Source organism: Vibrio sp. SBT000027 (assembly GCF_963894355.1).
In the GTDB taxonomy this organism is placed as follows: Bacteria; Pseudomonadota; Gammaproteobacteria; order Enterobacterales; family Vibrionaceae; genus Vibrio; species Vibrio splendidus.
Map to the genome: position 1 here is coordinate 1,335,222 of NZ_CAWQGD010000004.1, position 12,820 is coordinate 1,348,041.

At 43.5% G+C, this 12,820-nt stretch carries 12 protein-coding genes; 7 read left to right on the forward strand and 5 right to left on the reverse strand.

Annotated elements, in window-relative coordinates; all coding sequences use genetic code 11:
• Window positions 1-29: 29 nt before the first annotated feature.
• The 5 genes from AACU28_RS15635 to AACU28_RS15655 all read left to right on the forward strand — a co-directional run bounded on the left by AACU28_RS15635 (window position 30) and on the right by AACU28_RS15655 (window position 5,342).
• Window positions 30-1,934, forward strand: coding sequence for a propionyl-CoA synthetase (locus AACU28_RS15635; RefSeq protein ID WP_121603193.1), 1,905 nt, complete (start codon window positions 30-32; stop codon window positions 1,932-1,934).
• A 147-nt stretch (window positions 1,935-2,081) separates the two neighbouring features.
• Window positions 2,082-2,528 carry a hypothetical protein gene (locus AACU28_RS15640; protein ID WP_121603194.1) on the forward strand — a complete coding sequence of 149 codons (447 nt, stop codon included), beginning with the start codon at window positions 2,082-2,084 and terminating at the stop codon, window positions 2,526-2,528.
• Window positions 2,529-2,766: 238 nt separating this feature from the next.
• Window positions 2,767-3,168 carry a glycine zipper domain-containing protein gene (locus tag AACU28_RS15645; protein ID WP_004733606.1) on the forward strand — a complete coding sequence of 134 codons (402 nt, stop codon included), beginning with the start codon at window positions 2,767-2,769 and terminating at the stop codon, window positions 3,166-3,168.
• Window positions 3,169-3,377: 209 nt separating this feature from the next.
• Window positions 3,378-3,857, forward strand: a complete 480-nt coding sequence (locus tag AACU28_RS15650; RefSeq protein WP_017100229.1) for a GNAT family N-acetyltransferase — start codon at window positions 3,378-3,380, stop codon at window positions 3,855-3,857.
• Between the two features lie 72 nt (window positions 3,858-3,929).
• Entirely contained in the window at window positions 3,930-5,342 is a 1,413-nt protein-coding gene (locus AACU28_RS15655) for a bifunctional NUDIX hydrolase/phosphatase PAP2 family protein (protein WP_121603195.1), read from the forward strand.
• 100 nt (window positions 5,343-5,442) lie between these two features.
• Here the strand turns inward: AACU28_RS15655 and AACU28_RS15660 are convergent, their stop codons facing one another.
• Entirely contained in the window at window positions 5,443-6,252 is an 810-nt protein-coding gene (locus AACU28_RS15660; RefSeq protein ID WP_017093206.1) for a Cof-type HAD-IIB family hydrolase, read from the reverse strand.
• Between the two features lie 185 nt (window positions 6,253-6,437).
• Between AACU28_RS15660 and queE the strand changes: the two genes are divergently transcribed.
• Window positions 6,438-7,106 carry a 7-carboxy-7-deazaguanine synthase QueE gene (gene queE / locus AACU28_RS15665; RefSeq protein ID WP_017077101.1) on the forward strand — a complete coding sequence of 223 codons (669 nt, stop codon included), beginning with the start codon at window positions 6,438-6,440 and terminating at the stop codon, window positions 7,104-7,106.
• Window positions 7,107-7,166: 60 nt separating this feature from the next.
• Window positions 7,167-7,862 carry a 7-cyano-7-deazaguanine synthase QueC gene (queC, locus tag AACU28_RS15670; RefSeq protein ID WP_017082670.1) on the forward strand — a complete coding sequence of 232 codons (696 nt, stop codon included), beginning with the start codon at window positions 7,167-7,169 and terminating at the stop codon, window positions 7,860-7,862.
• A gap of 7 nt (window positions 7,863-7,869) precedes the next feature.
• Here the strand turns inward: queC and AACU28_RS15675 are convergent, their stop codons facing one another.
• The 4 genes from AACU28_RS15675 to AACU28_RS15690 all read right to left on the reverse strand — a co-directional run bounded on the left by AACU28_RS15675 (window position 7,870) and on the right by AACU28_RS15690 (window position 12,429).
• Complete coding sequence (locus tag AACU28_RS15675; RefSeq protein WP_121603196.1) at window positions 7,870-9,855, reverse strand: tetratricopeptide repeat-containing diguanylate cyclase; 1,986 nt, start codon at window positions 9,853-9,855, stop codon at window positions 7,870-7,872.
• Window positions 9,856-10,017: 162 nt separating this feature from the next.
• Window positions 10,018-10,368, reverse strand: a complete 351-nt coding sequence (locus AACU28_RS15680) for a DUF2750 domain-containing protein (RefSeq protein WP_004733613.1) — start codon at window positions 10,366-10,368, stop codon at window positions 10,018-10,020.
• A 136-nt stretch (window positions 10,369-10,504) separates the two neighbouring features.
• The gene (locus AACU28_RS15685) at window positions 10,505-11,122 is read right to left on the reverse strand and encodes an OmpA family protein (protein WP_108185962.1); all 618 of its coding nucleotides are present in this window, start codon (window positions 11,120-11,122) and stop codon (window positions 10,505-10,507) included.
• Window positions 11,122-12,429, reverse strand: coding sequence for a TolC family outer membrane protein (locus tag AACU28_RS15690; RefSeq protein ID WP_017082668.1), 1,308 nt, complete (start codon window positions 12,427-12,429; stop codon window positions 11,122-11,124). Before AACU28_RS15690 ends, AACU28_RS15685 begins: the two co-directional genes overlap by 1 nt.
• Window positions 12,430-12,820 lie beyond the last annotated feature (391 nt).

A 12,820-nucleotide genomic window follows, 5' to 3' on the forward strand; every position in this document is an offset into this window, starting at 1 on the left:
ACTAATGGATAAATCATGGAGGAGGCACTATGTCTGCTACGAATCGAATGACTAGAAAAACAGATTACATCACCGAGTATCAATGGGCTAGGGAAGACCCCAATTCGTTCTGGGAAACACAAGCACAAGCGATAGATTGGTTTGAACCACCAAAAACGATATTACAAACTGACGATAACGGTATTGAACGTTGGTTTCCTGATGGGGTGATGAACACCTGCTGGCTCGCGCTTGATTACCATTGTGAAAATGGACGAGGTGACAATACCGCGCTGATTTACGATTCTCCAGTTACTGGAACTCAATCTTCGTACACTTATAATCAATTACGTGACCAAGTGGCTAAAGTCGCTGGTATGTTAGCCACGCAAGGCGTTACCAAAGGCGATCGTGTGGTGATCTACATGCCGATGATTCCTGAAGCGGCAATGGCAATGTTGGCCTGTGCACGACTTGGCGCGGTGCATTCGGTTGTGTTTGGCGGATTCGCCCCTCATGAGCTTGCCGTTCGAATTGAAGATGCCGAGCCGAAGGTGTTGATTACTGCCTCCTGCGGTGTCGAGATAAACAAAGTCTTGCCATATAAACCGATGGTTGATCGAGCGATCATGGACAGTCGTTGGAAGCCCGAAAAAGTGGTGGTATTCCAAAGAGAGCAGTCTCTAGCCGAATTGAACAATGAACGCGATGTACTTTGGCAACAAGCGGTTAGCGATGCATTGCCTCATGTGTGTGTGCCTGTTCTAGCAACTGACCCACTATATATCTTGTATACATCAGGGACGACGGGTAAGCCAAAAGGCGTGGTTCGTGACAATGGTGGTCACGCGGTCGCCATGAAATACTCGATGAGCACTATCTACGATATGCCGCAAGATGGTGTGTTTTGGGCAGCTTCCGATGTCGGCTGGGTAGTGGGGCATTCCTATATTGTTTATGCGCCATTGATTCATGGCTGCACGACCATTTTGTTTGAAGGCAAGCCAGTACGAACACCAGATCCCGGCGCATTCTGGCGTGTGTGTGAACAGTACAACGTCGATGTATTGTTTTCTGCTCCAACGGCATTTAGAGCCATTAAGAAAGAAGATCCTGAAGGTGAGTTGCTCACCAAGTATGACTTATCATCACTCAAGTCGATTTTCATGGCTGGCGAGCGTTTGGACCCGCCAACATTGGATTGGGTTGAATCTCATACCAATAAACCGGTTATCGACCACTGGTGGCAAACCGAAACGGGTTGGGCTATTTCTGCCAATCCAACAGGGCTTGAATCTTTGCCTGTAAAAGCGGGTTCTTCAACCAAGCCAGTACCCGGTTACCAAGTGGAGATCCTCAATGAGTTGGGTGAAATCGCACAAACGAATCAACAAGGGTTTGTGGCACTTAAACGACCATTGCCGCCTGGTTGTTTACCCACGGTATGGCGCAATCATGATCGGTTTGAATCCGGCTATTTGAGTCAGTTCCCGGGCTATTATGTTTCTGGGGACGGTGGCTATCTTGATGAAGATGGGTATCTATTTATCATGGGCCGTATCGACGATGTGATAAACGTAGCGGGACACCGTCTGTCGACGGGAGAAATGGAAGAAATCGTGGGTGGTCACCCAGCCATTGCAGAATGTGCGGTAGTCGGTATTCACGATGACTTAAAAGGGCAGCTACCTCTTGGTTTAGTTGTGCTGAAAGATGGCGTAAAAGTCGATGGCATTGAGTTGCAAGCGGAGTTGGTTGGCAAGGTTCGCAATGAGATTGGCGCGGTCGCCTGTTTTAAGCAAGCTTTGGTTGTTGAGAGGTTACCTAAGACACGTTCAGGTAAGATCTTACGTAGAACTATCCGACAGATCGCAGAAGGCGAACAATATGTGGTGCCTTCGACGATTGACGACCCTACCAGCTTAACTGAAATAGCTGAAAAGCTCGGCAAATAGACGTCGCAGTTTAGGTAATCTCACCTTCGGCTTGTTTATTAATGCATAACCCAGCGTGATGGTTTACCTAAACTCTACTTTATTCATCCGCTTATCCATTGCGTTTACTATGACCTCATTATGAATCCCACATATTGAGGTCTTTTTATGCGAGCGTACTTTTTGTTGATTGCTTTATTGGTCAGTGGTGCTGCTAGTGCCAGTATTTCAAAGGATGAAGCGAGTAGAGTGTTGTTAGAGCCATTGAGTCATCCCAAGATATTTAAATGTGTGTCCAAGACTGGCGTCGATCTCTATCAAGCAGTTTTTGATATGGGCGTGGGGTATGAAGCCGACCCGATTAATTCGAAGATGATCGTTAATTCAAGGAAAGGTCGCTACGAATATCAAATCTTAGGCGCGGTAAGATCTGAAAGAGCTGGTGAAATTGTTGTGTTGACTCGTCATGTGGGAGACGGTGTCAAAGTAGCCGCTATGATTGATGACGAAAATGGCAAGATACTGGGGATCGGCGATAAAAATCATTATCGAGATTGCGGTGTTAGGCCACCACCTAGTGCAGAAAATATGCAAAACTTTTGGTCCAAAGGCTAAGAGCGACATCTGAAAGAGAAGAATTATAGAGAAAGTTCGATTGAGGCGACCTTATTGGTCGCCTTTTTTGTTTGTCAGGCTAAGGCGAGCTCAAAGATATATATCAATAAGTACTTATGCGATGGTTGAATGATACATAACTGAACATGATGTATCGTCTAAACGTGGCTTTATTTATCTCATTAACGGTTCTGCTTAAGATGGCTCTACTCCAAACGAAGAACTAAGCGAGACTCCTATGAAATTCACTAAACCTTTTCTTTTAGCGACACTGATTGTGACTCTTTCTGGTTGCGCATCTCCAGCAATGGATAACGAAAATGAGAATGCTGCACGTAATCGTGGTGCTGTGGGTGGTGCTTTATTAGGAGCGACAGCAGGCGCTCTAACTGGAGATGCGAGCTTAGCCGCGAAGGGTGCTGCATTGGGTGGTGTGACTGGTGGTGTTGCTGGTTCAATGAAAGATACGGATGATGCAAGAAACGCACAACGAACCCAAGTTACTGCCGATGGTCTAGCGCAAGACAATCGCACCGATGCAGAAAAGCGAGTTGCTGAAGTAGAGGCTGAAATTAAGCTTATTGAACTAGAACAACAGCTTGCTGATCTCAAAGAAGAGAAAGAGGACAACGGTGCATAAAGCTAAAGCTAAAGCTACAGCTAAAACCATAGCTTCGATATTCGTTTAATTGAAAATCATTCAAACAGAATGGCCACGTAATGTGGCCGTTTTTGTATCTAAAATACGCACTTCAAACAATGAATTAATTCAATAACTTGTATAGATACTCACGGCAAGTAAACTAGACTCAGTTTAGATATTAATTTGGTTTGAGAAGCGCAATAGTCATGAATGTCACTTTAAGGGCTGCAAAACACACGGATTTGGAACAACTTAACGAGTTAATGTTCGATCTCCACCATCACCACCACCTTGCTAGCCCAGAGCACTTTAAAACGGCAGAAGAGATTGAGCAGGAAAAAAGCATTGCACGTTACTTGGATGATCCTGAATGCTTGGTTTATGTGGCATTAAAAGGTGAGCTCATTGTTGGCTTTATCTCCGGACATTTTTGTGAGCTTATCTCAACGGTGAGTAAACCGGTGCCGATGGGGAGTGTCGATGAACTGTTTGTCTTGCCTGATTATCGAAAAGAATCGATTGCTGAAAAGTTGTTTAGCAAAGTTGAAGCGACTTTTGATGATTATGGGGTTGAACAAGTCTTTGTAGAGGTTTGGGACTTTAATTCACCTGCCAAGGACTTCTATCAAAAAATGGGGTTCACACCTCACATTCAATGGATGAGGAAGGCTTTGCACAAAACGTAGACAGCGATTTTGTGCGGCTTTGATTACACTAGAGCAGTCTTTAACTTTTTCTCTTATTTTTAGGTAAACTCGTTGGCTATTCGATATTTATTAGTTTTCATATTATCTCTTTTGAGTACTACTTCCGCTTGGGCAAGCAACACTTTGCCCGATCATATTGCGGGCGCTTTGTGTGTAGTACGTGCTGATAACCAAATCGTATTGGTTGATGAATTGATCACGGGGCAATTGTCTCTACCGGGAGGCACTGTGGTTTCTGGTGAGCCGCCATCGGTCGCGGCGCAACGAGAAACTTGGGAAGAGGCGGGTTTGTCGGTAACGGTCGGTGATGTACTGGGTTATACCGATAGTGCCGTTGTGTATGATTGTGTCTCTGACTCTGAAGTGATCAGTTACAAAGCTCGAAATGAGTTAGGTGGCTTTGAGCTACCAATCTGGTTTGCTCCTCATTATGGTGTGGAAGTCAGTCGCGCGATGTTATTACCACCTACGGAGTTGCAAGCCAATCAATATCGTTACCCAGAGCAATGGTCTGAGATTAACGAATTCTTCCTATCCGCGACAGATCAACCTGTGACGTATGTGACTGAGCTGGTGGGCGCGGCACCGAAAGTCCATCAAGTTGAATTAAATTGGATTGTGTCGCTTCAAAACGCGTTCGATAAGATGCCAAGCGTGTTTGCGAATACTGTGCTTTTAACTGACTCGTTAGCGAAGCCATGGATTTTCATCGTGATATTGCCACTAGTTGCTTGGCATTTTGGCCGTAACTTCGCGTTGAAGTTTGGCTTCACTTTGATCTCGGTGACATTGCTCACTTTAATCGCCCATCAAGGGTTTGGTTTTCCACGTCCGCATGCTTACTTGCCAACATTGAAGCTAGTGATGAGCAGTGGCTATAGCTTTCCAAGTTTATTGGCTGGCTTGTGGGTGAGTTTAACCTTGTTAGTCTTTTGGAAACTAAAGCGCCTCTTGGAGCAAAAATCGATTTTGATAGTGCTCGCGGGCCTACTGTGGATTATGCTATTTACGTCTTATTCAGGCAGTGCGTTCTTTAGTGATGTATTAATGGGAGGCGTATTGGGCGCGTTAACGACTTGGCACATCGTGAGATTAGATGCGAAACCTGATGTTGATATTAGTGCCTTATTAAGCTCTAAAGGTGTCTGGTGGGCATTGTGCTTACTGTCGATTGTTCTCACGGTGATATGGCCACTGCCAACATTCTCTTTCTGGGTAGCAATTTTGATGACGATTGCATGCTTAGTAACGTTAACGGATTCGAAGCCTTTGGTCGGCCAGTTCTCATTCAAGATTGTATTTGGAGTGATGGCGATGTTGTTAGCGGGGAATCTGCTGATTAGCTGGGCAGGAAGTTTCGTCTCATTCAGTGGCATCGCTTCATTTATCGTTGAGACCTTACGTTTCCCAATCTTGATTCTATTTGGTGTAGTGGCGTTTCGTCTGCCATGGAAAAGAGAGTAGGCGAACCGACTAATATAAAATCAAAAAAGGCTGTGCAGTGCACAGCCTTTGTCATTTGTGCAACAAGCAAAAAGTAATTCTCACTATAGCTGCTGAGCGTTTATGAGTTGAAGATAAACTTCTCAATCGCGACCGCTACACCATGGTCGTCGTTGCTCGCTGTGATGTGATCCGCCAGTTTCTTGGTTTCTTCCATTGCGTTTTCCATTGCAATGCCAAGGCCAGCGTATTCAAGCATATGATGATCGTTTTCAGCGTCACCCATGCAGATTACTTCTTCTGCTGTAATACCCAAGTGCTTAGCTATCGCCTCAATACCGACACCCTTGTTTGAATTTGGGTTTAGGAACTCTAAGAAGAATGGTGCACTTTGCACGATAGTAAATTGAGTCTTAAGCTCTTGTGGCAACTTGCCGATGATTTCAGTCAGCTTGCTTGGTTCTGCGACAATCATAGTTTTGATGATTTCGTGGTCATCTTCTAGTTGAGAAAAGTCGAACTCGGTAATCTCTAAGCCATTAATACGCGCTTCAATAGCTGTGTACTCATTGTTTTCAGGCGTGATTAAGCCATGAATCTTGCTGAATGCATGAACATAACCACCAAGCTGTACAGCGAGGGCTGCGATCTCTTTCGCGGCTTTACCATTGCTGATCTCACTATGAATGAGTTCTTTTGTAGAGACGTTTTGAACCATAGAGCCGTTGTAGAAGAGCACAAAGTCATCTTCGCCGTTGATTGAAAGCTCGTCTAACTTACTCTGCATGCCTTCTAAAGGACGACCAGAAGCCAGAACCACTTTCACACCTGCAGCGCGTGCTTTGGCAATCGCGTCTTTGTTCTCTTGAGAAATTACTTTATCACTGTTGAGCAGTGTGCCATCCATATCAAGAGCAATCAGTTTGTACATGTTGTTCCTTACTAAAAAATTAAAAGCTAACGAAATCTAATGGGCGAAAGGATAAGGGAACTTGAAAGTTCAGGCTAGGGCTTTGATCAACTCATTTATCAGTACTCATTTGTTTGACCAAAAGGGGCAAGTGCTTTAAGGTCTGCGGTTGATTAATTTCATCAAATGATTGAGCTGAGGGTAAGTTGTACAAGATTAATGAAATGTTTGAAACCATCCAGGGCGAGGGCGTATTTACCGGCGTTCCTGCTGTTTTTGTTCGACTGCAAATTTGCCCTGTAGGCTGTTCTTGGTGTGATACCAAACAGACTTGGGAAGCGTTGCCGGAAGATGAAACGAGCCTTGGTGATATTATGGTTAAGACAGAGGATTCACCGACTTGGTCTGCAATTGATGCGCAAGGAATCGTGAATGAATACATCAAGCAAGGTTACACCGCTAAGCACATTGTGATTACCGGTGGTGAGCCGTGCATCTATGATCTTGTCCCTCTTACTGAAGCATTTGAGCAGCACGGTTGTCGCTGTCAGATTGAGACCAGCGGAACATCGGAAGTAAAAGCCACACTGGGTACTTGGGTTACGGTGTCACCAAAAGTCGCAATGAAAGCCAAATTGGATATCCTTGATAGCGCACTCGTTCGTGCGAATGAAATCAAGCACCCTGTTGGTACAGGTAAAGATATCGAGCAACTAGATGCTCTTATTGCTAGAGCCGATGTTCCTGAAAATACAGTCATTGCACTTCAACCTATTAGCCAAAAAGAACGTGCAACGCAACTGTGTATTGATACCTGTATTGAACGTAACTGGCGTTTATCTATTCAAACTCACAAATATTTGAGCATCGCATAGGTTGCATTTGTTTACTGGCCTAGATAAGTCGCTAGTAGAAGATTCTCGTAAGGATTTAAGATGAAAAAAGCAGTCGTAGTATTCAGTGGTGGTCAAGACTCAACAACGTGTCTTGTTCAAGCTTTAAAAGAGTATGATGAAGTTCATGCGATTACGTTTGACTATGGTCAGCGCCATAGACTCGAGATTGAAGTGGCAGAGTCATTGTCAAAAGAGCTTGGTGTGAAAGCGCACAAAGTGATGGATGTGACTCTGTTGAATGAACTGGCTATCAGCTCTCTGACTCGTGACGATATTCCTGTGTCTCATGAGCTACAAGAGAATGGACTACCAAACTCTTTTGTTCCCGGTCGTAATATTCTGTTCTTAACTTTGGCGGGTATTTACGCTTACCAAATCGGTGCAAATACCGTAATCACGGGCGTGTGTGAAACTGATTTCTCAGGCTACCCTGATTGTCGTAATGACTTTGTGAAAGCGATGAACTCTGCGCTTGTACAAGGTATGGACAAGCCGCTTGATATTAAAACACCGTTAATGTGGCTCAACAAAGCTGAAACATGGGCGTTGGCCGACCAGTACTCAGCACTTGAGCTTGTTCGCAATAAAACACTGACTTGTTACAATGGCATCATCGGTGATGGTTGTGGCGATTGTCCAGCGTGTGAACTGCGTAAAGTTGGCCTTAACGATTACCTAGGTGATCGTGAAGGTATTATGGCTGAGTTGGTTCGCAAACAGACTGAGAATAAATAACCTCAGGTCAATCAATTGGTTCGTTGTAAGCATCAATGATGCAGTTTCGGCCGTTGCTCTTTGCTTGATACAGTGCTTGGTCAAGCACCGAGTACAAGTCATCAAAGTCACTTAATGCGTTTGAGGTTGCTAGATAAGCAAAACTCGCGGTTACATTAAGTGGCTTTTTGCTTTCTGTTAAGAAGACTGAGCTTGAAATGGCGTAATGTAGCTCTTCGACGCGCTCTCGCACGTCTACAGGCTTGGTATTGCTTAGCATGATGAGAAATTCTTCGCCTCCTAAGCGACCAAACAATTCGTCATTCATTAAGTGTTTTCGTATTTGCTGACTAATATGGACGAGCGCTCTATCACCGGTAGGGTGTCCATGCTCATCATTGATCGTCTTGAATCTATCCAGATCGAGCAGAACGAGGACATGTTGCTTGTCCGTTCCTTTACAGCGTCTGACTCGTTTGATTCTTCGTATTATCTCGGTCCGGCCATACGCTTTTGTCATCGCATCGATGGAAGCTTTTGCGCGAATCGTTTTGTTTGCTAATACCGTAAAGCTTGCGGCGCACAGCAACAGAATAACAATGACGTTGTACATCCATCTTTGATGCTCCATTTTTTCAATTTGAACGCGGTCGAGCTTTGTCTGATTTATCAGGAAAGAATTTTCCAATTCTTGCTCATATTTAGCGTGGGTCAGGTCTAGTGCTTCAAAAGCCAACCTGTTATCGATATCGCGTGTTTCAATTTGTATAGATGAGTATCGCTGGTAGAAATAGAAAGCTTGTTGGTAATCGCTGAGCGCTTGATGAAGGTCGGAAAGCTGCAAGAGTGACTGAGCGATGTACTTGTGTCTTGTGACTTGCTCGGATACTTCTAGAGCTTGCTGAGCATAATTGAGCGCCTCGTTTGTCAGCTTTTGCTCTTCGAACATATCGCTTATCGCCAAGTAAGCGTTAATACGAATGACGTCGTTACTCAATTCATTCGAAGCTGACAGAGAGTTGACTAAGTAACCTCTTGCCAAATCATAGTCCCTAATTTGAGTGTAAGCTTTTCCTAAGCCAAGACTTGTTAGTGCGATACCGTAGCTATGTGAAGATGAGCTCAGCAGTGTTCTTGCTGTTTGAAAGTGGTTAATTGCTAAGTCACTTTGCTCTTGGTTAAGGTAGAGATCTGCAAGGCTATGATGCACTTGTGCTTTCATCAAATCAGAAGCACTTTCTCTTAATATGAGTGCTTCTTTGAGGTACTCTGCCGATTTTTCATATTGCTTTAACTCTTTGAGCAAATTACCCACATCGTTATAGATCCCCGAAATGTCATGTCCTTGTGGGAACACGTTTATCAGTGATAGGTAGGTATCTAGCGCGGCTTGATAGTCACTGCGGAAATGGTGATTGTTAGCGATGACTCGATAAGTACCAAACTTTGGTAACACAGGGTCAGCGATGTTATGTAAATCTGATTGAAGCGCAGAGCAGTAATAGTTCGCTTGATGATATTTAGCTTGCTCGTTAAGAGAGCGGCATAGTTGGTATTTTAGTAGGGCTCTTCCAGTCAAATCACTGCGTGATTGCATCTTCGCCAAGAGTGTCAGAAAGCTTTGTTGCGCTTCCTCATATTGACCTTGGCCATCTTTCATTAAAGCAGAAATAAACGTTTGTTCAATCGCTTGGTACTCACTGTCGTTTGAAGCGATTCCATAGAACGGTTGATCTCGGTGGCTCATGTATTGGTATAACAAAGATGAAAGGTAAAGCTTATCTCCATAGACGGTTGAGCCAATGTAACGGGTTTGCAGCATGTTTAACGCACGCGATGGGGAATGAGTTAGAGTCGAGAGATAGAGTGCATTCCAATCAGCATTTGGAGTTGTGTTTGAATTTAAATTGGATGAGTTGAAAGGAGAGTCTTGGTGACGATCTTGTGTTGATACTTGGCCATGAGAATAAAAGCTAATGAACAGTAGAAGGGCAATAAAAACAGAGTGAGTCACAAGAAACTATCTATCAGATAAAGAACGATATTCTATTATTAGTTTGATGTTGCTTCAATTTTTGAATGGTATGGGTAGGAGGTTATGCGAGGTAAGTCTCTAATTTGTTGATATTTATCAGACGTGTATCGGTCGTACTGTTCGCACGACCGATATCGGAAATTAGATGTATAATTTCGCTAGGTCAGAAGGCTCAAGTTCTTTGCCTTCTAATGTTGCATTCCAGTTAATACCAACAAGAACGCCGTCTTCAGCTAGAGTCAGTAACCAATCTTCTACAAAGATATCTAGTGGAATTTCTAATACTTCGAAGTCAGCCCACTCTTCAACGTTGTGAGTCTGAGCATCTTCTTTTGAAGACCAAAAAGGCATCACTTCGCTGCTTTCGAATTCACTTGAGTCACATGCTAGCCAACCTTCTTCATTGCGAAGGCCCCATACCAGTTTAGTTTCTTGTGTTTCAGAAACGAAAAGTTCTAGATTTGCTTGAGTATCAGCTGTTAGTTTGCTCATGGATTAATTCTCTATGTTGATAACGACGCAAGATTAACATTATAGACGGCTTAGGTACATGCTATTCAAGGAATTATCACCATACTGAAAGGTTAACTAAAGATCACGTTTCAGTATGGTAAGCGCAGGATAGAACCTACTTTTTTATTTTGGTGAAGATGTGCCACTCTTCTTTGATGTTGCCTTTAAATCCAACAACGGAAGCGACAACTTTTCGATGTAGTGCGTGATTAACTTGGCTGTCATCACTGCTAAATTCAGAGTCGCCATGACCCACGATATTGACTCGAGATGGTTGAATACCATTACTGATAAGGGCACGTCTTACGTGGAATGCTCGCTCTTTTGACAGTTTTAAATTGTGTTTGGCATTGCCGACTTTGCTGGCATAACCTTGTAACTCAATCGATGTACCCTCGTAACGCTTCAAAAACGCAGCCATCTGGCGTATCTGCCCTAGGAAAACAGGGTTAATTTCCGTAGAGTTATTAGCAAAGAGTATGTGGAGCTCTTTCTTTTCTGACGATTCAAAATATGAACCACAACCGTCGTTATCGATCTCTGCACCAACTTGCGTATCGGGACATAGGTCTCGCGCGTTAATTACGCCGTCATTATCATCATCTTCGAGATCATAAATTTGCGTGATGTCTGGAAGAGCTCGATATTCAAATTCTTCATTGCTTGTTTCAGCTAAAACGTTGGCAGAGACAATCATGAGACAAAGCGGAAATACAGTCTTTATCAGCTTCATTAGTATTCTACCTTTTCATTCCATTCTTGAGGGGTTTCGACGCGTAACCCAGTTAACAGGTTTCCTGTTGCATTCATTACTCGGTACTTCGCGTATTGTTCGTCGTACTTGGCATCCAGATAGCCCTTGCGGGCTTCGAATAGTTCGTTCTCGGTGTTAAGCAAATCGAGAAGGGTACGTTTACCGATACGGTATTGTTTCTCATAAGAGATAACGGTGTCTGATGCCGAGTCTACGTGGTCAGATAAAAACTCTTTCTGTTGAACGGTTAAATCAAGTGCGCTCCATGAAAGACGCAAGCTCTCTTCTACATTACGGTAAGTACTCTCGCGGAGGTCTTTCGCTTTGTTTAGTTGATAAGCGGCACTTTCTGCACGGTCTTGGTCTGAACCGCCGTTGTAAAGGTTGTATCTTAAACGAACCATCGCAGAAAACTCGTCACTGCTGCCTGGAGTGCCACCGGCATCATCGCGCCAGGTTTGAGCGGCTTCAAAAGAAACCGTTGGGTAGTTGGTGCTCTTAGATTGCTTGTATTGAAATTTCGCTGAGTCTACATCGGCTTGTGCAATCTTAATTACTGGGTGCTGATTAAACGCTTTTGCTAATGCGCCATCAACCGTGTAAGGGATAGCGCCTGCATCTGCGCGAGGGAAGGTTAACCCTAGCGGAGATTGACCCACAAGCCTTTTGAATTGCGTATGAGTGTCAAAAAGGTTGTTTTGCGCCGCAAGTAAATTACCGTGTGCTTTAGCAATACGTGCTTCTACCTGTGACATATCTGCCGTTGAGCCAATACCTGACTCAACACGCTTGCGAATATCGCTGTATATTTTTTTGTGGGTTGCGAGGTTATTTTCAGAGAGTGAAAGCACTTCATAGGCTTTTACCGCATCGAGATAAACTTTGGTCACTTCTAATGCGATATCTTGAGCATTAGATATCAATTGATAACGCACTGATTCCGCATCAGCCGCAGTACGGTCAATATCATTCGATGTATTAGCCCCATCCCAGATAAGCTGAGTTAGCGTAATTGTCGCTTCTTTCCGAGTCAGATCGGTCGTGCTTGAGTTAGTTGCTAGATCGGTATGCTCGTAACCAATACCTCCATCCAAGTCTATACTTGGACGATAAGCACCACCAGAAGCATCATTAAGATATCGCTTACTGACATATTCATTATAAGCACTTTTGATTTCAGGATTACTTTCTAAAGTGAACGCAACGGCTTGCTCTAGGGTTTGTGCTGTCGTCGGTAAGCTCATACTTATAGCTAACCCTAATGTTGTCTTTTGAAGCCTATTCAATGTGCATCTCCCTAAAATTAGCTCGCATCTAAGTCTTGAATTCATGCTGTTATATATGAAATTTAGATGAACCGCCAAAAAAATTACGATCGCTAAGCTGGCGCTCGCAAATAGTTGTCAGAATGTTAACCGATCAGCGTGCGTTTTATGGTGTTTTTATACACGTCAATCTTACGTTTTTAAAGCTATTATTTTCCGCAAACACAATAACTTATATTACTGGTGTGAGCACTAAGATTGTTATGCGATGTGATCACCGTCATTAGCTTGTCACTCAAGTTGTTAAATACTAGATTCATAACTAGGAATTATATGACTTTAAGTGTTATATTTTAACTAATATTATAAATATAATGTCACTATTTTGACGTTAATGACAAGAAATGCTTTT

Bases quoted from the DNA above. Each gene is read 5' to 3' on its own strand.
- AACU28_RS15635 (WP_121603193.1), top strand. From the start codon at position 30: ATGTCTGCTACGAATCGAATGACTAGAAAAACAGATTACATCACCGAG.
- AACU28_RS15640 (WP_121603194.1), top strand. From the start codon at position 2,082: ATGCGAGCGTACTTTTTGTTGATTGCTTTATTGGTCAGTGGTGCTGCT.
- AACU28_RS15645 (WP_004733606.1), top strand. From the start codon at position 2,767: ATGAAATTCACTAAACCTTTTCTTTTAGCGACACTGATTGTGACTCTT.
- AACU28_RS15650 (WP_017100229.1), top strand. From the start codon at position 3,378: ATGAATGTCACTTTAAGGGCTGCAAAACACACGGATTTGGAACAACTT.
- AACU28_RS15660 (WP_017093206.1), bottom strand. From the start codon at position 6,252: ATGTACAAACTGATTGCTCTTGATATGGATGGCACACTGCTCAACAGT.
- queC (WP_017082670.1), top strand. From the start codon at position 7,167: ATGAAAAAAGCAGTCGTAGTATTCAGTGGTGGTCAAGACTCAACAACG.
- AACU28_RS15680 (WP_004733613.1), bottom strand. From the start codon at position 10,368: ATGAGCAAACTAACAGCTGATACTCAAGCAAATCTAGAACTTTTCGTT.
- AACU28_RS15685 (WP_108185962.1), bottom strand. From the start codon at position 11,122: ATGAAGCTGATAAAGACTGTATTTCCGCTTTGTCTCATGATTGTCTCT.